Source organism: Actinoplanes sp. CA-252034 (assembly GCF_050956125.1).
GTDB lineage: Bacteria > Actinomycetota > Actinomycetes > Mycobacteriales > Micromonosporaceae > Actinoplanes.
Window position 1 is genome coordinate 7,148,960 of record NZ_CP191846.1, and the last position, 18,668, is coordinate 7,167,627.

20 protein-coding genes are annotated in these 18,668 nt (G+C 72.7%); 12 read left to right on the plus strand and 8 right to left on the minus strand.

The annotated features are described in order from the left end of the window. Positions 1-26 precede the first annotated feature (26 nt). A complete protein-coding gene (locus tag ACQPZW_RS32550) occupies positions 27-869 on the minus strand; it encodes a cytochrome c biogenesis CcdA family protein (protein WP_433789839.1) in 843 nt (280 codons plus the stop codon). A gap of 210 nt (positions 870-1,079) precedes the next feature. On the opposite strand from ACQPZW_RS32550, the gene ACQPZW_RS32555 reads away from it, so the two are divergent. Continuing rightward, positions 1,080-1,466: a hypothetical protein gene (locus ACQPZW_RS32555; protein ID WP_433789840.1), complete on the plus strand. Its 387-nt coding sequence runs from the start codon at positions 1,080-1,082 to the stop codon at positions 1,464-1,466. A gap of 6 nt (positions 1,467-1,472) precedes the next feature. Here the strand turns inward: ACQPZW_RS32555 and ACQPZW_RS32560 are convergent, their stop codons facing one another. Further along, entirely contained in the window at positions 1,473-1,946 is a 474-nt protein-coding gene (locus ACQPZW_RS32560; RefSeq protein ID WP_433789841.1) for a DUF1992 domain-containing protein, read from the minus strand. 170 nt (positions 1,947-2,116) lie between these two features. After that, positions 2,117-3,004, minus strand: a complete 888-nt coding sequence (locus tag ACQPZW_RS32565) for an amidohydrolase (protein ID WP_433789842.1) — start codon at positions 3,002-3,004, stop codon at positions 2,117-2,119. A gap of 64 nt (positions 3,005-3,068) precedes the next feature. On the opposite strand from ACQPZW_RS32565, the gene ACQPZW_RS32570 reads away from it, so the two are divergent. The 6 genes from ACQPZW_RS32570 to ACQPZW_RS32595 all read left to right on the plus strand — a co-directional run bounded on the left by ACQPZW_RS32570 (position 3,069) and on the right by ACQPZW_RS32595 (position 8,991). Continuing rightward, on the plus strand, positions 3,069-4,133 hold the full coding sequence (locus tag ACQPZW_RS32570) for an aldose epimerase family protein (protein WP_433789843.1): 1,065 nt from the start codon (positions 3,069-3,071) through the stop codon (positions 4,131-4,133). Between the two features lie 110 nt (positions 4,134-4,243). After that, the gene (locus ACQPZW_RS32575) at positions 4,244-5,374 is read left to right on the plus strand and encodes an RCC1 domain-containing protein (protein ID WP_433789844.1); all 1,131 of its coding nucleotides are present in this window, start codon (positions 4,244-4,246) and stop codon (positions 5,372-5,374) included. Positions 5,375-5,398: 24 nt separating this feature from the next. Next, positions 5,399-6,310, plus strand: coding sequence for a DUF1295 domain-containing protein (locus tag ACQPZW_RS32580; RefSeq protein ID WP_433789845.1), 912 nt, complete (start codon positions 5,399-5,401; stop codon positions 6,308-6,310). Positions 6,311-6,338: 28 nt separating this feature from the next. After that, entirely contained in the window at positions 6,339-7,145 is an 807-nt protein-coding gene (locus ACQPZW_RS32585; RefSeq protein ID WP_433789846.1) for an SDR family NAD(P)-dependent oxidoreductase, read from the plus strand. A gap of 223 nt (positions 7,146-7,368) precedes the next feature. Beyond that, positions 7,369-7,740: a YciI family protein gene (locus ACQPZW_RS32590; RefSeq protein WP_433789847.1), complete on the plus strand. Its 372-nt coding sequence runs from the start codon at positions 7,369-7,371 to the stop codon at positions 7,738-7,740. A 27-nt stretch (positions 7,741-7,767) separates the two neighbouring features. Further along, complete coding sequence (locus tag ACQPZW_RS32595; RefSeq protein WP_433789848.1) at positions 7,768-8,991, plus strand: RNA polymerase sigma factor; 1,224 nt, start codon at positions 7,768-7,770, stop codon at positions 8,989-8,991. A gap of 30 nt (positions 8,992-9,021) precedes the next feature. On the opposite strand, the gene ACQPZW_RS32600 is transcribed toward ACQPZW_RS32595, so the two are convergent. From ACQPZW_RS32600 to ACQPZW_RS32615, 4 genes are read right to left on the minus strand one after another with little or no spacing between them, the layout of a single operon-like run. After that, complete coding sequence (locus ACQPZW_RS32600) at positions 9,022-9,777, minus strand: discoidin domain-containing protein (protein ID WP_433789849.1); 756 nt, start codon at positions 9,775-9,777, stop codon at positions 9,022-9,024. Beyond that, complete coding sequence (locus tag ACQPZW_RS32605) at positions 9,774-11,315, minus strand: alkaline phosphatase D family protein (protein ID WP_433789850.1); 1,542 nt, start codon at positions 11,313-11,315, stop codon at positions 9,774-9,776. The genes ACQPZW_RS32600 and ACQPZW_RS32605 overlap by 4 nt, the downstream gene beginning before the upstream one ends. 44 nt (positions 11,316-11,359) lie before the next feature. Next, the gene (locus ACQPZW_RS32610; protein WP_433789851.1) at positions 11,360-13,120 is read right to left on the minus strand and encodes a sensor histidine kinase; all 1,761 of its coding nucleotides are present in this window, start codon (positions 13,118-13,120) and stop codon (positions 11,360-11,362) included. Then, on the minus strand, positions 13,117-13,803 hold the full coding sequence (locus ACQPZW_RS32615; protein ID WP_433789852.1) for a response regulator transcription factor: 687 nt from the start codon (positions 13,801-13,803) through the stop codon (positions 13,117-13,119). The genes ACQPZW_RS32610 and ACQPZW_RS32615 overlap by 4 nt, the downstream gene beginning before the upstream one ends. 91 nt (positions 13,804-13,894) lie before the next feature. Here ACQPZW_RS32615 and ACQPZW_RS32620 point away from each other — a divergent pair, with 91 nt between their 5' ends. From ACQPZW_RS32620 to ACQPZW_RS32630, 3 genes are read left to right on the plus strand one after another with little or no spacing between them, the layout of a single operon-like run. Then, the gene (locus tag ACQPZW_RS32620; RefSeq protein ID WP_433789853.1) at positions 13,895-15,052 is read left to right on the plus strand and encodes an efflux RND transporter periplasmic adaptor subunit; all 1,158 of its coding nucleotides are present in this window, start codon (positions 13,895-13,897) and stop codon (positions 15,050-15,052) included. After that, the gene (locus ACQPZW_RS32625) at positions 15,049-15,714 is read left to right on the plus strand and encodes an ABC transporter ATP-binding protein (protein WP_433789854.1); all 666 of its coding nucleotides are present in this window, start codon (positions 15,049-15,051) and stop codon (positions 15,712-15,714) included. Before ACQPZW_RS32620 ends, ACQPZW_RS32625 begins: the two co-directional genes overlap by 4 nt. After that, the gene (locus tag ACQPZW_RS32630) at positions 15,711-16,877 is read left to right on the plus strand and encodes an ABC transporter permease (protein WP_433789855.1); all 1,167 of its coding nucleotides are present in this window, start codon (positions 15,711-15,713) and stop codon (positions 16,875-16,877) included. The genes ACQPZW_RS32625 and ACQPZW_RS32630 overlap by 4 nt, the downstream gene beginning before the upstream one ends. A 98-nt stretch (positions 16,878-16,975) precedes the next feature. Here ACQPZW_RS32630 and ACQPZW_RS32635 read toward each other — a convergent pair whose 3' ends face one another. Then, the gene (locus ACQPZW_RS32635; protein WP_433789856.1) at positions 16,976-17,560 is read right to left on the minus strand and encodes a hypothetical protein; all 585 of its coding nucleotides are present in this window, start codon (positions 17,558-17,560) and stop codon (positions 16,976-16,978) included. A gap of 93 nt (positions 17,561-17,653) precedes the next feature. Here ACQPZW_RS32635 and ACQPZW_RS32640 point away from each other — a divergent pair, with 93 nt between their 5' ends. Both ACQPZW_RS32640 and ACQPZW_RS32645 read left to right on the plus strand, forming a co-directional pair. After that, positions 17,654-17,977, plus strand: coding sequence for a hypothetical protein (locus ACQPZW_RS32640; RefSeq protein ID WP_433789857.1), 324 nt, complete (start codon positions 17,654-17,656; stop codon positions 17,975-17,977). A gap of 22 nt (positions 17,978-17,999) precedes the next feature. Further along, complete coding sequence (locus ACQPZW_RS32645; RefSeq protein WP_433789858.1) at positions 18,000-18,491, plus strand: GNAT family N-acetyltransferase; 492 nt, start codon at positions 18,000-18,002, stop codon at positions 18,489-18,491. Positions 18,492-18,668: the final 177 nt, after the last annotated feature.

The following is an 18,668-nucleotide window of genomic DNA, read 5'->3' on the forward strand; positions in this document are numbered from 1 at the left end:
ACTTCAGCGTCGGCGGCATCGGCGGGTCACTCGCCGGCACCTGAGACGGCCGGCGCGCCCCGCCGGGAGCGTGTGACGATCGCCAGGAGGGCCACCACGGTGAAGGCGACCGCGGTCCACCCGATCCCGATCGTGTCCAGCCACGTGGTGACGCGGCCCTGCAGCTCCCCCACCGTCCCGACCACCGGATCGGTGGGGGAACCGCCGTCGGCCAGGCGCAGCTCGTACCAGCCGTAATACGTGACGTACAGGCCGGCGGCCAGCAGGAACGCCCCGGACAGGCGGGAGATCCACGGCAGGACGGCGCGGGTACGGCGGACCGTGGCCTCGCGGGCGAAGGCGACCAGCATCGCCAGCAGGCCGACCACCAGTCCCATGCCCACGCCGTAGGCGACGAACGCGGCGACACCGGACGTGACGTCGGCGCCGCCGGAGACCAGACCGGTGACCGCCAGGAACGGGGCGATCGTGCAGGACAGCGACGCCACCGCGTAGGACGCTCCGTAGCCGTACAGGGCCAGGATCGAACCGGCCGGCGAGCCGGCGGCGAGCCGCGGAAGGCGGACCTGCAGCTCCCGGCCGGACAGCAGCCAGGCACCCAGCAGGACCAGCGCGCTTCCGGTGATCACCGCGGCCCACGGCAGATGCCGCTGGATCGGCGCCGTCGTCACCGCCAGAACCGCCCCGATCAGGCCGAAGACGGTGACGAATCCGGCGGTCATCGCCGCCGACAGGCGCAGCGCCCGGAGCACTCCGCCGGGACCGGCGACCAGCAGCGCCAGGAACGACGGCAGCAGCGCGAACCCGCACGGGTTGAACGCCGCGAGCAGCCCGGCGGCCAGAGCGAAGGTGATCGTCTCGTAGTCCACGACCGTGCATACGGCCGCGGGCCGCCCTCCGGATTACCGGGCCGGTGGATCACCGCCTCCGGCGTGCGGATCACCGGCCGGCCGATCCGCACGGCTGACCTGCCTTTCGGCCGTTCGACCAGGAAAGCCCGGTACGCCGACCCGGTACGCCGGACGCGGGGACGATGGTCCCCAAGCACATTCCGAGAACACGAGACGGGGGATCTCGCCATGCGGAAGAACATGATCGCGCTCACCGCCACGACCATCATGGCGGCCGGGGCGATTTCGACTGTCAACGCGTCGCCGGCATCCGCCGGGAGCCGGTTCGGCTGTGACTATCCGCGGGTCTGCTTCTACCTCACCAGCGCCGACTGGCTCGCCCGTGAGCCGACCGCGGCTTTCCGGGACATGACTCAGGATTTCCAGAGACTGGGGCCGCGGGCCAGGCACGCCTATGCCGCCTACAACTCGCGGATCGACGACGCCGCCTGGCTGGAGATCTCCGGCGGAGCGCAGGACTGTCTGGCTCCGGGCGACCCCTGGTTCTTCGACCAGGTCCAGCCGCCGCAGACGGTGATCGGCATCCAGATCGTCGACGAGGACGAGTGCTTCTGAGGACAGTCAGCGGGCAACGGTGAAGAGGCGGCGCCACCACGGGAGCGGCACGGCCGCGGGCGGCGCCTCCGCCGGTGGCGGGGCCGGGCGGGTGGCCAGCCAGTGCGCGACGACCGGCTCCGGGTCGACCTTGCGGACGAATAGGCCGGGCTGGGCCGGTAGGCGCCAGGAGTCGGTGATGCGCTTGTTGAGGTCGGCCACCGCGGCACGGACCTTCTCCTCGGTGGGCAGGGCACCGACCGTGACGTCGATGTCCTCGGCCTCCTTGCGCAACAGCAGCGGCAGGGGCAGCGCGGCGTCGGCGGAGACCTCCTCGCGCTCCATGTAGGCGCGGAACCACCAGTCCTCGTCGTCGGCGCCCGCGGGCAGCGCCTTGCCCGTGCCGGGGAGGTTGTCGAAGTCGCCGCGCTCGGTCGCCTCGGTGATCTGCTGGTCGATCCACGACTCGAAGCTCATGCCCATCGGTTTGCGCTCGGTCATCACCGGTCCCCGAATCCATCGACGTGAACGACGTCCTGCCAGCCTATCCGCCGTTCCGCACGTCCGGCAGACCGCCGGTGACCGTCGCATCCGCCCGGCGGTCGCGCTGTCGGCCGGGAGCGGGCAGCCCCGTCGCGGGGTAGGCCCGGGACGGGGTGGATTGCGGCCGGTCAGGTGTGGTCCGTACCCAGGGAGGGGCCTTGAAGGAGGCGGGAGGGGTTCGCGGTGAAGTACCCGCCGTGGAAGGCGAGCGGGTCCAGGGGCTCGGCGTAGGGGCGGTCGGAGCCGTGCACGACGGCGGCCGGGCCGACGACGCGGGCCAGCGCGGCGATGGCGTCGGAGTGGTAGGACGACGTCTCGTAGAAGACGTTCGGGTCGGGGGCGAAGACCGGCCCGCCGCGGGCGGCGAGGCGCTCGTGATGCAGCGGGGCGAGCCCGGCCAGGGCGACGAACGCGATGCGCAGCGCCGGGTGGCGTCTACGGCCGGCGACGTGCCAGGCCATCCAGGAGCGGTGCATCTGCGCGACGTACGGCACCAGCGCCGGCCACCAGTCGGGCAGCTCACCGGACTCGGCGGGCGCCGGTCCCGGGTGCACGAGCAGCGGTTTCCCGGAGCGTTCGAGCACCTCCAGCAGCGGCGCGACGTGCCCGAGAGCGTCGGGACCGTCCAGCGCGGTGGCGGGCAGCTGCAGGCCGGCGACGCGGTCCTCGCGCAGCACCCGGGTCAGCGCGGCGGCGTCCGGCGCGGCGACCGAGGCGGCGGCCCACACGTGGAACGGGTCGGGCAGCTCGAGCGCGCTCGCGTGCCAGATGTCGATCAGCTCGGCGCCGTCGGGGGCGTGCTCGATCCCGAGCGGGCTGGACAGCGACACGAGGACCCGGTCGGCGTGCTCGGCGGCGCTCCGGCGTTCCACATCGTGAGCGGCCGGGTCGACCCGGTACGGGTTCTCGCCCTCCAGGTACAGCGTCCAGTCGCGCAGGAACGGCATGGCGTCACGCTCCCGCAACGCTGTGACCAGCGCCGGAGGCCAGAGATGCTGGTGACAGTCGAAGCGCATGCGGGTGAGCCTACCGACCGAGGTGAGCGTTAACAGCCGCCGCTTATCTGGCACGATGCCGCCCATGACGAGTATCGACAAGGTGACATTCGGCGAGCTGGCCGACGGCACGGGCATCGAGAGATGGACGCTGAGCAACACGGGCGGCGTGTCCGTGTCGATCCTCACCTGGGGCGCGACGATCCAGTCCGTGCTGGTACCGGACCGGGACGGCAACCTCGGCAACGTGACGCTCGGGTTCGCCGACCTGGCGGGGTACACCGATCCCGCCTATCTGGCCGGGAACCCGTTCTTCGGCGCGACGATCGGGAGGTACGCGAACCGGATCGGGGGCGGCGGCTTCACGCTCGACGGGGAGAGCTACAAGCTCGCGCAGAACGAGGGTCAGACCACCCTGCACGGCGGTTCGCACGGCTTCGACCAGCGGGTCTGGGCGGCCACCGAGGTCGGGAACGGTGTGCGGATGAGCTACACCTCGGCCGACGGCGAGCAGGGCTTCCCGGGGACGGTGCGGGTCAGTGTCACGTTCACCCTCGACGAGCGGGACGCGCTGCGGCTCGACTACGAGGCCACGACCGACCGGGCGACGGTGCTGGCGCTGACCAACCACGCCTACTGGAACCTCGCCGGCGAGGGCAGCGGCACCGCCGAGGGCCATCTGTTGCGCATCGACGCCGAGCACTACACGCCGGTCGACGCGACACTGATCCCGACCGGGGAGATCGCGCCGGTGGCGGGCACCCCGTTCGACTTCCGCGAGTTCCACCCGATCGGCGCACGGGTCCGTGACGAGCACCCGCAGTTGGGGATCGGCCGCGGGTACGACCACAACTACGTGCTAGGCGACGGTGCGGGGCTGCGGACGGCGGCGGTCGTGCGGGACCCGTCGAGCGGGCGCGAGATGACGATCGAGACGACCGAGCCGGGTCTGCAGTTCTACTCGGGCAACTTCCTGGACGGCAAGCTGCGCGGCGGGGGCGGGCTCACCTACCGGCAGGGTGACGCGTTCGCGCTGGAGACGCAGCACTTCCCGGACAGCCCGAACCAGCCAGGGTTCCCGTCGACGGTGCTGCGGCCCGACGAGACCTACCGGTCGACCACGGTCCACGTCTTCTCGCTGTTCGCCTAGGAGATCGAGGGCCGTCGACGACGACCCACCGCTTGTCCATTGCTCCGGGTCGATGGTTAACTTCTGGGAGCGCTCCCACTCCTTCCGTTCCCCATCCCCGGAGTAGGCACATGGCTAGATTCCGCATCTTCGCCGCTCTCGCGGCCCTCGTCCTGGGCGTCGCCGTCGGCCCAGCCACGGCCGCCCAGGCCGCCACCACACCCGCCGTGGCCACCGGCTACGCGCACACCTGCACCATCCCCGCCGACGGCTCGCTGTGGTGCTGGGGCGGCAACTACACCGGCGCCCTCGGCGACGGCACCACCAACCACCGGACCACCCCGGGCCGTGTCGGCACCGCCACCGACTGGGCCTCGATCGACGCCGGCTTCCTGCACAACTGCGCGGTCCGCTCCGGCGGCACCCTGTGGTGCTGGGGCAACAACTTCCGCGGCCAGCTCGGCGACGGCACCACCACCTCCCGCAACGCTCCGGTGCAGGTCGGCACGGCCACCAACTGGGCCACGGTCAGCGCCGGCGACAGCCACACCTGCGGCGTGCGGACCGATGGCTCCCTGTGGTGCTGGGGCTTCAACCGGTCCGGGCAGCTCGGGGCCGGCGCCTACACCGAGACCGCGCCGATCCGGGTCGGCACGGCCACCACCTGGGCGAAGGTGACGACCGGGTTCGCGCACACCTGCGCCACCCGGACCGACGGGACACTCTGGTGCTGGGGTGACAGCACGACCGGGCAGCTCGGCCTCGGCATCCTCAACTACCGGGCCGCTCCGGAGCAGGTCGGCACCCTGACCACCTGGAACACCGTCACCGCGGGGTACGCGTTCAGCTGCGCCACCCGCACCGACGGGACGCTGTGGTGCTGGGGCGAGAACGGGTACGGGCAGCTCGGCCAGTCCGGCACCTTCCAGACCACGCCGGTCCGGGTCGGTGACGCCTCGACCTGGACACGGGTCACCGGCAACGACAACTCGGCGTGCGCCTCCCGCACCGACGGCAGCCTGTGGTGCTGGGGCAACAACATGGAGGCGCAGCTGGCCGACGGGACCACCACCAACCGGTACGCCCCGACCCGGGTCGGCACGGGCACCGACTGGACCGGCGGCTTCGCGATCGGCTACCACGGCTGCGGGATGCGCACCGGCGGGGCCCTGTGGTGCTGGGGCAACAACGCCAACGGTCAGCTCGGCGACGGGACCACCACCCGCCGCCCGGCTCCGCAGACGGTGACCCTGCCCATCTGAGCGACGGGCCATTAGCATCCGTCTATGACCTACCGGATCGGCGGGAACCTGGCCGGCTCTTCACGGCCGGCCGGGTTCGCCGTCGTGACACTCGCCTACCTGGCGGCCGGCCTCGCCGCCTGGGCGGTCGCCGCCGCCGTGCACGGACCGGGGCTCCTGGTCACCCTCTACGCCGACGTGGCCGCCACGATCGTGGTGTTCGTGGCGAGCATGCTGGTGGCGAACGCGAGCCTCTACGACCCGTACTGGAGTGTCGCCCCCGCGGTGATCGTGATCGCCTGGGTGGTCTCCGCGCCGCCGCTGACCGGCCGGCAGATCGCCGTGCTGCTGCTGGTGCTGGCCTGGTCGATCCGGCTCACCGCCAACTGGGCGCTCTCCTGGCGCGGCCTGGGCCACGAGGACTGGCGTTACGTGCAGTTGCGCGAGCAGCGCCGGCCCGGTGTCCCGTGGTGGCTGATCAACCTGGGCGGCATCCAGATGATGCCGACTCTCGTGGTCTTCGCCGGACTGCTCGCCGTCTGGCCGGCCACCACCGTCACCGGCCGCCCGTGGAACCTGCTCGACGCCGCCGCGGTGGCCGTCACCACCGGTGCGATCCTGCTGGAGGCGACCGCCGACCGGCAGTTGCACCGGTTCGCCGGCGACCCGGCCAACCGGGGTGCCGTCATCGACCTCGGCCTGTGGCGGCACTCCCGGCACCCCAACTATCTCGGCGAGATCGCGTTCTGGTGGGGGATGTGGCTGTTCGGGCTGGCCGCGGCCCCGGACTGGTGGTGGACGATCGTCGGGCCGGTCACCATGGTGCTGCTGTTCACCTTCGTGAGCGTGCCCATGATGGACCGCCGGTCGCTGATCCGCCGGCCCGCCTACGCCGAGCACATGCGGCGGGTTCCGGCGCTGCTGCCCCGGCCGTCCGGTTTCCGGATGCGTGGTTGAGGCGGCCGCTGCTGGGCACACGGCCGGCATGACCACTACAAGCGAGAACCGGTTCGCCGTGATCACCGGAGCATCCAGCGGCATCGGATACGAACTGGCCCGGCAACTCGCGACGCAGGGTTTCGACCTGCTGATGATCGCCGAGGACGCGGGCATCGAGGAGGCCGCCGGCGACCTGCGCCGCGACGGCCGCAACCAGATCACCGCGGTGCGCGCCGACCTGGCCGACTACGACGGCGTCGAGCAGGCCTGGGCGGCGATCGAGGCGACCGGCCGCGACGTGGACGTGCTCGCCCTCAACGCGGGCCGTGGCATCGGCGGCGAGTTCGTCGGCGGCACCGCCCTGGCCGACGAGCTCAACGTCATCGCCGTCAACGTCACCTCGACCGTGCACCTGGCCAAACGCGCGCTGCCCGGCATGGTCGACCGCGGTCACGGCCGGGTCCTGATCACCTCGTCGATCGCGTCGATGATGCCCGGGACCTACCAGGCCGTGTACAACGCGTCGAAGTCGTTCGTGCAGTCGTTCGCCGAGGCGGTGCGGGCCGAGCTCAAGGACACCGGCGTGACCGTGACGTCGCTGATGCCCGGCCCGACCGACACCAATTTCTTCCACCGCGCCGACATGGACGACACCCGGGTCGGCGCGGGCGGCAAGGACGACCCGGCGCAGGTCGCCGAGCAGGCCGTCCGGGCGCTGCTCGACGGCCGGGAGAAGGTGCTGGCCGGGTCGGTGAAGACACGGGCGCAGGCGGTCGCGAGCAAGGTCACCCCGGACCGGGTCAAGGCGGCCCTGCACGGGCGGATGGCCGAACCGGGCTCGGCACCCGAATGAGAGCCGGCGGGCTCCCCGGACGGTGACGCGGCGGACGACGGCGTCATAGGCTCGCCGCACCGGCCCGGTCGGCCGGCTTCGGCGCGAGCGACATCAGCCGCCCGGCCGGCACCCTGACACTCGAAGAGATCCGGACCCTTGCACGCTCCGGCCACCGGGTGACGATCCGGGGCCCGCTGGTTCGTCATCAGGGTGACGGTTTCTGAGAAGAGGGAGACGGACCATGCGGTACGCGCTGCTGATGCACCACCACGAGCCGGCTGACGGCGAGCTCGACGCCGCGGTGATCGCCGAGGCCCAGCGGGCTTTCGACGTGTATGCGAAGGCGCTGGAGCAGGCCGGTGTCCTGCTGTCGGCGGACGTGCTGCAGCCAACCGGGGCGACCACGACCGTCACCCGGCGCGACGGGACGCCACGGGTGCAGGACGGGCCGTTCGCCGAGACGAAGGAGGCCCTGGCCGGGGTGTTCCTGATCGACGTGCCGGACCTGGACGCGGCGATCGGCTGGGCCGAGAAGAACCCGGCCACGCAGTGGGGCGCCGTGGAGATCCGCCCGGTGTCGACCTCGTTCCTGGCCGGTGGCTGGACCCGCTGACCGGGAGGGGACGACGGGACGCGGCGGATGGACCCGCTGATCGCGGCCGGGGTGGCCGCCCGTGACTGGCACGGGCGGCTGCTCGCGCTGCTGGCGGCCGGGTCGGGTGACATTCCGGCGGCCGAGGACGCGCTGGCCGACGCCTACGAGGCGGCCGTGCGGACCTGGCCGGAGCAGGGTGTTCCCGGCAATCCCGGTGGCTGGCTGCTGACCGTGGCACGTAACCGGATCCGGGATCGGTGGCGCGCGGCCGAGTTCCGCCGGACGGTGGCGCTCGACGTGGAACGCGACGCACCGGCGCACAGCGACGACGTGGACGTCGACGCGATCCCGGACCGGCGGCTGGAGCTGATGCTGGTCTGCGCGCATCCGGCGATCGACCGGGGCATGCACACGCCGCTGATGCTCAACACCGTGCTCGGGTTCACGGCCGAGCAGATCGGACGGGCCTTCTCGGTGCCGGCCACCACGATGGCCACGCGTCTCGTCCGGGTGAAGAAGCGGATCCGGACCACCGGGATCCCGTTCCGGATCCCCGAGCGGGCCGACCTTCCGGGACGGATGACGGCGGTGCTCGAAGCCGTCTACGGGGCGTACGCGCTCGACCCGGCCGAGGCACTCCACCTGGTCGAGGTGCTGGCCACGCTGGCGCCCGACGAGCCGGAGGTGCACGGGCTGGCGGCGCTCGTGCAGCTGTCGGCCGCACGGGCGGGCGCCCGGATCGGCGCGGACGGGCGGTTCGTGCCGCTGGACGAGCAGGACCCGCAGCAGTGGGACCGGGGGCTCATCGAGTCGGCGCACGGGCATCTGCGGGCGGCGCACGGGCTGGGGCGGCTGGGCCGGTTCCAGGTGGAGGCGGCCATCCAGGCGCTGCACTGCTCGGGGGCGGCGGATGCCCGTACGCTGCTCGAACTGCATCTGATCTTGAATGACCTCGCGCCGTCACTGGGTGGTGGCGTCGCACTGGCCGCGGTGACCGCCGACGTCGGCGGCCCGGCGGCCGGGCTCACCCGTCTCGACGACCTGCTGGCCACGGCCGGGGAGGCCGGGCACCGTTTCCAGCCGGCCCGGGCGACCCGCGCCCACCTGCTGCAACGCCTCGGCCGGCACGAGGAGGCAGCCGCGGAGTACGACCGGGCGATCGCCCTGACCGCCGACCCGGCCGAGCGGGAGCACCTGCGGGATCGCCGCGCGGCGGGAGGACCGGAGCATGGCGCGGAGAAACGCGACGGTGCGGCCCGGAGTGCGTGACCGGGAGCGGGCGACGGTGCTCGGGCCGCGCTAGGAGACGGTGAGCTCGGCGATCCGGGACAGGTCGTTCACGCCGTTGCCGGCCCGGGTCAGGATGCGCAGGGCCGTCACCGACCGGGGCGCGAACGTGCCGGCCCGGGCGGTCGCCGTGTTGCCGCGGACCGTGGCGACGGTCTGCCAGCCGCCGGCCCACACCTGGACGTCCCAGTCGCGCAGGCCGCCCTCGGCCGGCGTCGCCACGTCCGCCCGGGAGACGGTGACCGGTGTCGGCCAGTCGAGCTGGAACCAGTCGGGCCAGACACGGTTCGTGCCGTCGGACCAGAACGTGGTCGGATCGCCGTCGGCGGCGGCGCAGATCGGGTTCGCGGCCCGGAACGACGCGGCGGTCACCTCGGCGGCACGGGCGGTCAGGCCCGCCTCCGGCGGTGGGGCGGTCACCGTGACCGGCACGTCGACGTGCTGGTCACCGCTGCTGACCCGGACCTGATGGGCGCCGGGCGGGGTGCCGGTGGCGGCGCTCACCCGCACCGGCACGGCCCGCGTGTAACCGGCCGGCAGCCACGTCGACACCAGGGTGCGCTGCAGGTGCAGAGCCTTCGGTGCGGCGAGCTCGGCGTCGGCGTACACCGGCTCGGTGGAGGTGTTCGCCAGCCGTACCGAGAGATCGCGGGCATTGCACGGGCCGGTGGTGAGCGGAAGGGATCGCGGGTTCACCGTCAGGTGGACCGGGTCCGGCGCAGGCAGCGCCGGGAGGAGGGCGCAGAGCAGCGCCGCCAGGGCCTTCACGCCGGCACCAGCCCGGGCCGTGCGCGTTCGGAGACGAACGTGGCGCGCGTGGTGATCGGTGAGCCGGGGCGGGTCACGTGCGACAGCACCCGGAAGTCGGCACGCAGAGTGTCCCGGGTGAGCTCGCAGCGCACGTAGCCACGCTGCCCGTTGGTGAACCGCAGGTGCGGGCTGGACCGTTGTTGCTGCTGGAGCTTCGGGACCACGTCCAGGCCGTCGCCGCCGCTGGTGATCGAGGTGCCGACCAGCTCCACGGCGACCGGCGGGGTGTCCGGGCGGGCGAAGTCGGCGCGCAGGTCGGCGGCGTAGTTGAAGTGGATGTCGCCGGTCAGCACGACCGTTCCGGGGACGCGGGCGGCGGCGCCGAGGATCGCGGCGCGGTCGGCCGGATAGCCGTCCCACTTGTCCATGTCGAGGCGGCCGGCCTCGCCGCCGTAGCGGCACTCGGCCATCATCACCTGCTGGGCCAGCAGGTTCCACCGGGCGCCGGACCGGGCCATCCCGTCGACCAGCCACTTGCGCTGGCCGGGGCCGAGCAGGGTACGCCCGGGCTGGTCCCGTTCCGGGCACGCCGCACGGATTCCGTCGCCGCACGCCTGGTCGCTGCGGTACTGGCGGGTGTCCAGGACGTAGGCGTGGGCCAGGTCCCCGAAGCGCAGCCTGCGGTAGAGGGGCATGTCCGGCCCGGCCGGCCGGCGTGGGCGGCGCAGCGGCATGTTCTCCCAGTAGGCGCGGTACGCGTTGGCCCGGTGCACCAGGAAGTCGACGGGCGGCACCTCGAACCGGGGCACACCGGCCGCGTAGTTGTCCTGCACCTCGTGGTCGTCCCAGGTCAGCGCCCACGGGACGGCGGCGTGCGCGGCCTGCAGGTCCGGGTCGGTGCGGTAGAGGGCGTAGCGCATCCGGTACAGGTCGAGGGTGTCGGTGGTCAGCTCGAACGTGTCCGGCAGCCGCAGCGAGGCGTCGTCACGGTCGCCGCCCCGGCTGGTGACGGCGCCCTCGTAGATGTAGTCGCCGAGGAAGAACAGCACGTCCAGGTCCTCGGCGGCCAGGTGCCGGTGGGCGGTGAACCAGCCGTCGGTGTAGTTCTGGCAGGAGGCGATCGCGAATCGCAGCCGCTCCGGACTCGCCGTCCGGGCCGGGGCCGTGCGGGTCCGGCCGGCCGGGCTGACGTGCCGGTCGGTGCGGAACCGGTAGAAGTAGTCACGGGCCGGTTGCAGGCCACGGACGTCGACGTGGACCGAGTGGCCGTAGGCGGCGGCCGCCGTGGCGGTGCCGTCCTTGACCACGCGGGTGAACCCGTCGTCCTCGGCGACCTGCCACTTCACCGGGTAGTCGGCCTTCGGCAGGCCGGCGGCCGGCTCGTGCGGCTGCGGCGCGAGGCGGGTCCAGAGGACCACCCCCTCCGGCAGTGGATCTCCGGAGGCGACGCCGAGAGTGAACGGGTCGGTGTGCGGGGCGGCCCGGACCGGGCTCGGGCTCAGCGCCGCCACGAGCGCGGCACCGCCCGCGGTGAGCACCTGGCGACGACCCAGCATGCCATCTCCTCCTGGTTTGTCAGGAGAAAGGTACCTGCGGTCGCTCAGCGTGGAAGGCGGACCGTGAACACCGTCCCCATGCCGGGAGTGCTCTGCACGGTGATCGTGCCGCCGTGCGCCTCGACCAGCTTGCGGGTGATGGCCAGGCCCAGGCCGCTGCCACCGGTCGCCCGGCTACGGGACTCGTCGGCACGCCAGAACCGGTCGAAGACCCGCGGCAGGTCCTCCTCGCTGATGCCGATACCGGTGTCGCGTACCGTGATCGTGCTCTGCGAGGCCGTGACCGTGACCGTCCCGCCCGCCGGGGTGTAGCGGATCGCGTTGGAGACCAGGTTGCCGACCACCTGCCGCAACCGCACCGGATCGGCATGGACCACCGGATCGCCCTCGACCGACGTCTCCAGCCGCACCGGCCCGGTCCCCCGATGGGCGTCGGCGGCCTGCTCGACGACGTCCCGCACGCGAATCGGCTCCGGATGCACCCGCAACGTGCCCGCGTCCACGGCGGCCAGGTCGCCCAGGTCGTCGATCAGGTGCTGCAGCTGCACCGACTCCTCGTGCAGCAGATCCACCAGCTGGGCGTCGGTGGGCGCCAGATCGTCCTGGGCCGCCTCCAGCCAGCTGCGGATGTTGGTCAGCGGCGTCCGCAGCTCGTGCGCCACGTCGTTGACCATGGCCCGGCGCTGCTCCGCCGACGCGTGCAGGGCCCGGGCCAGGTGGGCGATCTCGTCCCGGCCGGAGACCACCACGGGCGCCTGCCGGTCGGCGGCCTCGGTCAGCGCCCGCAACGGCCGGACCAGGCGACGGCCGGCCAGCACGGTCACCACGATGGTGGCCAGCAGCACCGCGCCGGTGACCGTGACGATCCGGACGGTGTTCTCCCGGGACAGGGTGAACCTGGTCTCGTCGTCGCCGGTGCCCGGGTCGGTGACGAACAGCAGGGCGGGCGGGGCGACGTACGGCTGGAGCTGGGTGCGCCGCGACTTCTCCAGGCAGGAACGGACCCGGGCGGTACGTCCCGCCGCCACGCCCTTGTGCTCGGAGGGGACGATCGGCACGATCGTACGGTCGGAGGCCTCCTTGGCGGTCAGGATGTAGGCGCTGAACCTCGGCGACACCATGACGGTCCCGCCGTCGACCCCGCCGAGGCAGGCGCTGGTCAGCTTGCCGAGCGACCGCAGCGCCTTCTCCTCGGTCCGGGTGGCCGTCTCGTCGAGTCCGGCGGTGCATCGCGACAGCGCCCCGCTCGTGTCCGGCGCGGTCGGCTCCACGGTGGGACGGCCGCTCGGGGTGTCGACGACGCGGCCGGACACCCCGGCCTCGTCCATGCACGACTTCGTCCTCGCGGCGTAGGCGCGCAGCTCGGCCCGCTCGGCGGCGGGCAGACGGTACGGCCCGACCGCACGCGTGTCGATGCGCTCGGCGCCACCGGTCAGGCCCAGATCGAGGTTGAGCGGGTCGACGACGGCCGACGGGCGGGCCGCGGCCAGCGACGGGCCCGGCCCCGAATCGATGATCACCTGGCGGTCCTCGGTCATCAGCGTGATCCGCCGGTCCAGCTTCGCGGCCCGCTCCCGGACCAGATCGGGCGCCTCCGACCAGTCCGGATGCCCGGCCGCGTAGGCGACCAGCATGTCGTAGACACCCTTGTCGTCGGTGAGCGACCGGCCCTGCTCCTGGCTGATCGCGCGGGTCGCGGTCCGGACGGCCAGCCAGGCGGTCGCCCCGATCGCGGCGATCGCGATCAGCACCGACGTCGCCAGCAGACGGGTCACCAGACTGTGCCGCCACGGCACCCCCGTCATGCCCCACCCGCCGTCAGCCGGTAGCCGACCCCGTACACGGTCAGCAGCTGCACCGGCCGCTGCGGATCCGTCTCGATCTTGCGGCGCAGGTTCATCACGTGCACGTCGATGGTCCGCTCGGTCGAGCTGCGGTCGATACCGCGGGTGTGGTGCAGCAGCTGGGCGCGGCTGAACACCCGGTCCGGCTGCTCGCACATGGCCGCCAGGATCGCGAACTCGCCGCGCGTGCACACGATCGGCTCGCCGTCGACGGTCACCCGGTGCGTGGCCGGATCGAGCGCCACCCGCCCCACCCGTTTCTCCGCCACCCCCACCGGCCGGTGCGCCCGGCGCAGCAGGGTACGCACCCGGGCCATCAGCTCCCGCGGACTGTACGGCTTCGTCAGGTAGTCGTCGGCGCCCAGCTCCAGGCCGAGCAGCAGATCCTCCTCGCCGGTGCGGGCCGTCAGCATCAGCACCAGCACGTCGGACTCCTCGCGCAGCGTCCGGCACACGTGCAGGCCGTCCAGCTCCGGCATCATCACGTCCAGCACCAGCAGGTCGGGGCGCAGCCGCCGGGCCTGCTCCAGCGCCTGCCGGCCGTCGTGCACGACGGTCGCCTCGTGGCCGGCCGCCCGCAGATACCGCCGGATCACCTCGGCCTGCCGGAGATCGTCGTCGGCGACCAGCACGTGTGCGCACATGGCGGCGACTATAGGTGCGCCCACCACGGCCGGGCCCGTCGCCGGAGCAGACCTGACAGCTTTCTAAAGATCTCCGCACAGGCTCTGCGCCATGTCTGCTCACTCTCACGTCCGGCGGATCGGGCTCGGGCTGATCTTCGTTCTGCTCGTGACCGCCGGGATCTTCGTCTTCACCAGGCATCGGTCCACGGCCTCCCCCGATCCGGGACCCTCGGCCGCGGCCGCCACCGCCAAGCTCGAGCGACGGGACCTGAACACCTCCAAGACCATTCCCGGGACCATCGGGTACGGCAACCCGCGCGCCGTGGAGGGGCACAAGGAGGCGACCGTCACGTGGCTGCCGGCGCCGGGGGCGAGCATCAAGCGGGGTCAGCAGTTGTACCGGGCCGACGACCGGCCGGTGACGCTGTTCTACGGCGGGATGCCGCTCTACCGTTCGATCGAGGGCAAGGGCCTGGTCGGGCGCGACGTGCAGATCGTCGCCGACAATCTCGGCAAGCTCGGCTATTCGCTCGGCTATCGGCCCCGCGCCGGGGAGTGGGTGACACCGGTATCTCCCCCGGCCTCCTCCGCCTCTCCGGCCCCGTCGTCCCCGCCACCGCCGCCGCCCTCGGTGCGGGTCAAGAAGGACGAGGGAGTCCTCACCGCCGCCATGATCACGGCGATCAAGAAGTGGCAGCGTGACGTCGGCCTCCCCGAGACCGGCGCGATCGCCGTCGGTGACGTCGAGGTCCTCTCCGGCGCCGTCCGCGTCGAGTCGGTCGCCGTCCAGCCCGGCGCCCCGGCGAACGGCCCGCTCATGTCGGTCACCCCGACCCGCAAGGTCATCACCGTGGCCGCCACCCTCACCGACGCCGCCTCCATCGAACGCGGCGCCGCCGTCACCGTGATCCTCCCCGACAGCACGGAGATCCCGGCCCGCGTCCTGTCCGTCGGCCGCACCCTCGCCGCCCCCGAAGGCAGCGTCGGCGACAGCACACCCCAGCTGACCGTGACGGTCACCGTCGACGACCCCGCCACCCTCGCGAAGCTCGACTCCGCCGAGGTGACCGTCGGTTTCACCGGCAAGGCCCGCGAGGACGTGCTCGCCGCCCCGGTCGAGGCCCTCATCGCGCTGTCCGAGGGCGGCTACGCCGTACAGACCCCGGCCGGCCTGGTCGCCGTCACCACCGGCATGTTCGCCCAGGGCTGGGTCGAGGTCACCGGCGACGGCCTGGCCGAGGGCACCGACGTGGTGGTGGCGTCATGACCACCCCGGTGCTGTCCGTCCGCGACGCCGGCATGATCTACCCCGGCGGCGTGACCGCCCTGGCCGGCATCGACCTCGACATCCACGCCGGCGAGTTCGTGGCGATCGTCGGCCGCTCCGGCTCCGGCAAGTCCACCCTGCTCAACATCATCGGCACGCTGGACCGGCCCACCTCCGGCACCGTCCACATCGCCGGCCAGGACGTCACCACCCTCTCCGACCGGCGGCTGTCGGCGCTGCGGGCCCGCGAGATCGGCTTCGTCTTCCAGCAGTTCCACCTGACCGACGGGCTCAGCGCCACCGACATCGTCGCCACCGGCCTGCTCTACGCCGGGGTGCCACGACGGCAACGCCGGGCCCTGGCGGTGCAGGCGCTCGACCGGGTCGGCCTCGCCCACCGCGCCGGCCACCGCCCGCACCAGCTCTCCGGCGGCGAACGCCAGCGCGTCGCCATCGCCCGCGCCCTGGTCAACAGCCCCGCCCTGATCCTCGCCGACGAGCCGACCGGCGCCCTCGACACCGCCACCGGGCAGACCGTCCTCGCCCTGCTGCGCCGGCTCAACGACGAGGGCGCCACCATCGCGCTGATCACCCACGACCGCGACATCGCGGCCGCCCTGCCCCGCCGGGTCGAGATCCGCGACGGGCGGCTGGTCCCGTGACGAACCCGATCGACCTGCTCGGCCTCGGTGTCGTCGGCCTACGGACCCGCCCGCTGCGGGCGCTGCTCTCCGGCCTCGGGATCGCGATCGGCATCGCCACGATGATCGTCGTCACCGGCATCCCCGCCTCCAGCCAGGCCGCCCTGGTCCGCGAGCTGACCGCGCTCGGCACCGACACGCTGCAGGCGATGCCGGTCCCCGACCAGCAGCCGCCGGCGCGGCTGCCGGAATCGGCGGTGGCGATGGCGAAACGGATCGGCCCGGTCCGGGCGGCCAGCGCGGTCGGCAACACCCATGCAGCGGTACGCCGCAGCGACCGCGCCGACCCCACCAGCGGCACCGGCCTGAGCGTCCTGGCCGCCCGCCTCGACCTGCCGCCGGTGATCGGCGCGCGGATCGCCTCCGGTCACTGGCTGACCACGGCCACCGCCGATTTCCCCACCGTGGTCCTCGGCTCCGTCGCCGCCACCCGCCTCGGCGTCACCACCGTCGCCGCCGCCCCGCAGGTGATGATCGGCGACCGCTGGTTCACCGTCGTCGGTGTCCTCGCCACCACACCCCTGTCCCCCGACATCGACCGGTCGGTGCTCGTCGGCTGGGAGGCGGCCCGCACCGAGCTCGGGTTCGACGGCCGCCCCACCGTCGTCTACCTGCGCACCGACGAGACCCAGCTGGAGACGGTCCGGTCGGTCCTGGCCGAATCGATCAACCCGGAGCGGCCCGGCCAGGTGATGGTCACCCGGCCCTCCGACGCGCTCGCCGCCAAACGGGCCACCGAGAGCAGCTTCTCCGTGCTGTTCCTGGCCCTCGCCGGGGTGGCGCTGGTCATCGGCGGGATCGGCGTGGCCAACACGATGGTGGTGTCGGTCCTGGAACGCCGCTCGGAGATCGGCCTGCGACGGGCCCTCGGCGCCACCCGCGGCCAGATCCGCGGCCAGTTCCTCACCGAGTCGATGGTCCTGTCCACCGCCGGCGGCCTGGCCGGAACCGTGCTGGGCCTGGTGGCCACGGTCGCGTACGCCCGCTGGCAGGACTGGCCGATCGTGGTGCCGGTCGAGTCCGCCGTCGTCGGCGTGGGCGGCGCTGTGGTCATCGGCGTCCTGGCGGGGGTCTACCCGTCCGTACGGGCCGCTCGCCTGCCCCCGGCCCAAGCCTTGCACTGAAGCCCGTCTCACCACCTGCTGAAGCCCGTCTCACCGCCTGCGCGGAACGGCGGCCGGGATGTCCCGGCCGCCGTTGCGTGTCAGGCTTCGTGCTCTCATCAGGACTTGGCGGCCACCTCGCGCTCGCAGTCCGGGATGCGGTCCATACCCAGCGAGATCGACCGGGAGTCGTTCTGGTCGCCGCCGAGCGCGATCGAGACACCGTCCTCGCTGACCTCGACGAACTTGACGCCCTCACGCTTCAGGCACTTCACCACGTCGAGTGCGAAATCGCGCGCCTCCGGGTTCGCCGGATCCTTCTCCCACGGCGGCAACGGCAGGAACTGAGGCTCGCAGATCTGATTCGCCCGCTCCGCCGCCTGGGCCTTCTCCCCCGACAACGGCTCGGCGGCCAGCTCCGCCTTCTTCCGGGCGTCCAGCGGGTCGAAGCCCTGCTCACGCATACACTTGTTGTACGGTTCGAGCAGCACCTCGTACTCCTCCGACGTCATGTCGAGCCGCTCCCGGGGCCGCTCCGCCTTCTTCGACGCCGCCGCCGACGGCGCCGTGGCGCCCGCGCTCTGCAACGTCGCCACCCGCGGCGCGCCCCCCGCCTCCGTCTTCCCCGGCTCCTCCGAGGAACCGCATCCCGGCAGCACGGTGAGCGCGACCGCGGCGAACATGAGCGCGGCATTCCTGCGCATGGCAACCCCCTGTCCGGCGAGGACGGTCCCCGCCGTGCCGGAAAGCCTGACGAGCAATGATGAGGAAGTCGTCAGATTCGATCAGGAGCGCCCATGTCCCGGTTCGGTCCCGCGTTGTTCGTGTCCCGAGCCGACGTGGCGGCCATCACCGAGGCCGAGCAGAACGAGATCCTCACCCATGTACGCTCCGCCGCCACCCGCCTGGGCCTGACCCGACTGACGCCCCGCCTCCACGACCGCGACCCCGAGACGGTCGGCGTCCTGCTCCTCTCCGAACACGGCTATCACCACATGCCCGACGAGATCCGCGAAGAACAGGACCAGGCGTGGGCTGCCCAGGCGCTGCGGGTGGGTGCCGAGGTCGACAGGCACGTGCCGGGCGTCTACCGCTTCACCGCCTACACCGTCGAGGACTGACCCGGCCGTGCGCGGTTCGCTCGTGACGGCACGGCTCCTCCTGGGCGCCTTCGTGCCCTCGCACGTGCTCCTCTCCGACCCGCTGACCAACACCGTCGGGGCCGGGCCGTTCACCGAACTCGGACAGACCGAGCGGTGGATCCGCAACCGGGTCGCCTTCCGGGAGTCGCACGGCCTCTGCTGGTACGCGGTCCGCGAACGGGAGAACAACACTCTGATCGGCAACTGTGGGCTCCTCTCCCGGCGTACCGGCGTCGGCGAACCCGAGATCGGCTATCTGATCAGCGCCGGGCACCGTGGGCGGGGTCTCGCCTCGGAGGCGGCCGAGGCCGTGCTCGCCGAGTGCCGTTCGGCGGGGCTGCCCCGCATCCGCGCCTCCCTCCGGCCGCACAACCTCGCCTCCCGGCGCATCGTGGAGCGACTGGGCCTGCACTTCGACCGAACCGGGCACGACGAGCGCGGCGCCCTCGACCTCTGGCTCGTCGATCTCAGCACCCGGGATCCGATCCGCTGAAGGCTTCGGGCCGGTGTCGGTGGCACTGGAGAGCTTCCGCAACCGGGGGTCTACGTCTCGCCTACGCCACATCTCGTCTTCGCCGGTGATGACCGCACACCACGCGGCCCGTGAGAGGCGATGCCGCATCCGTGACGATCCGCCTCGATCGTGCCCGCCTCGCCGGCACCCACCACG

Bases quoted from the DNA above. Each gene is read 5' to 3' on its own strand.
- ACQPZW_RS32555 (WP_433789840.1), top strand. From the start codon at position 1,080: ATGCGGAAGAACATGATCGCGCTCACCGCCACGACCATCATGGCGGCC.
- ACQPZW_RS32560 (WP_433789841.1), bottom strand. From the start codon at position 1,946: ATGACCGAGCGCAAACCGATGGGCATGAGCTTCGAGTCGTGGATCGAC.
- ACQPZW_RS32565 (WP_433789842.1), bottom strand. From the start codon at position 3,004: ATGCGCTTCGACTGTCACCAGCATCTCTGGCCTCCGGCGCTGGTCACA.
- ACQPZW_RS32570 (WP_433789843.1), top strand. From the start codon at position 3,069: ATGACGAGTATCGACAAGGTGACATTCGGCGAGCTGGCCGACGGCACG.
- ACQPZW_RS32575 (WP_433789844.1), top strand. From the start codon at position 4,244: ATGGCTAGATTCCGCATCTTCGCCGCTCTCGCGGCCCTCGTCCTGGGC.
- ACQPZW_RS32580 (WP_433789845.1), top strand. From the start codon at position 5,399: ATGACCTACCGGATCGGCGGGAACCTGGCCGGCTCTTCACGGCCGGCC.
- ACQPZW_RS32585 (WP_433789846.1), top strand. From the start codon at position 6,339: ATGACCACTACAAGCGAGAACCGGTTCGCCGTGATCACCGGAGCATCC.
- ACQPZW_RS32590 (WP_433789847.1), top strand. From the start codon at position 7,369: ATGCGGTACGCGCTGCTGATGCACCACCACGAGCCGGCTGACGGCGAG.
- ACQPZW_RS32595 (WP_433789848.1), top strand. From the start codon at position 7,768: ATGGACCCGCTGATCGCGGCCGGGGTGGCCGCCCGTGACTGGCACGGG.
- ACQPZW_RS32605 (WP_433789850.1), bottom strand. From the start codon at position 11,315: ATGCTGGGTCGTCGCCAGGTGCTCACCGCGGGCGGTGCCGCGCTCGTG.
- ACQPZW_RS32610 (WP_433789851.1), bottom strand. From the start codon at position 13,120: ATGACGGGGGTGCCGTGGCGGCACAGTCTGGTGACCCGTCTGCTGGCG.
- ACQPZW_RS32615 (WP_433789852.1), bottom strand. From the start codon at position 13,803: ATGTGCGCACACGTGCTGGTCGCCGACGACGATCTCCGGCAGGCCGAG.
- ACQPZW_RS32620 (WP_433789853.1), top strand. From the start codon at position 13,895: ATGTCTGCTCACTCTCACGTCCGGCGGATCGGGCTCGGGCTGATCTTC.
- ACQPZW_RS32625 (WP_433789854.1), top strand. From the start codon at position 15,049: ATGACCACCCCGGTGCTGTCCGTCCGCGACGCCGGCATGATCTACCCC.
- ACQPZW_RS32635 (WP_433789856.1), bottom strand. From the start codon at position 17,560: ATGCGCAGGAATGCCGCGCTCATGTTCGCCGCGGTCGCGCTCACCGTG.
- ACQPZW_RS32640 (WP_433789857.1), top strand. From the start codon at position 17,654: ATGTCCCGGTTCGGTCCCGCGTTGTTCGTGTCCCGAGCCGACGTGGCG.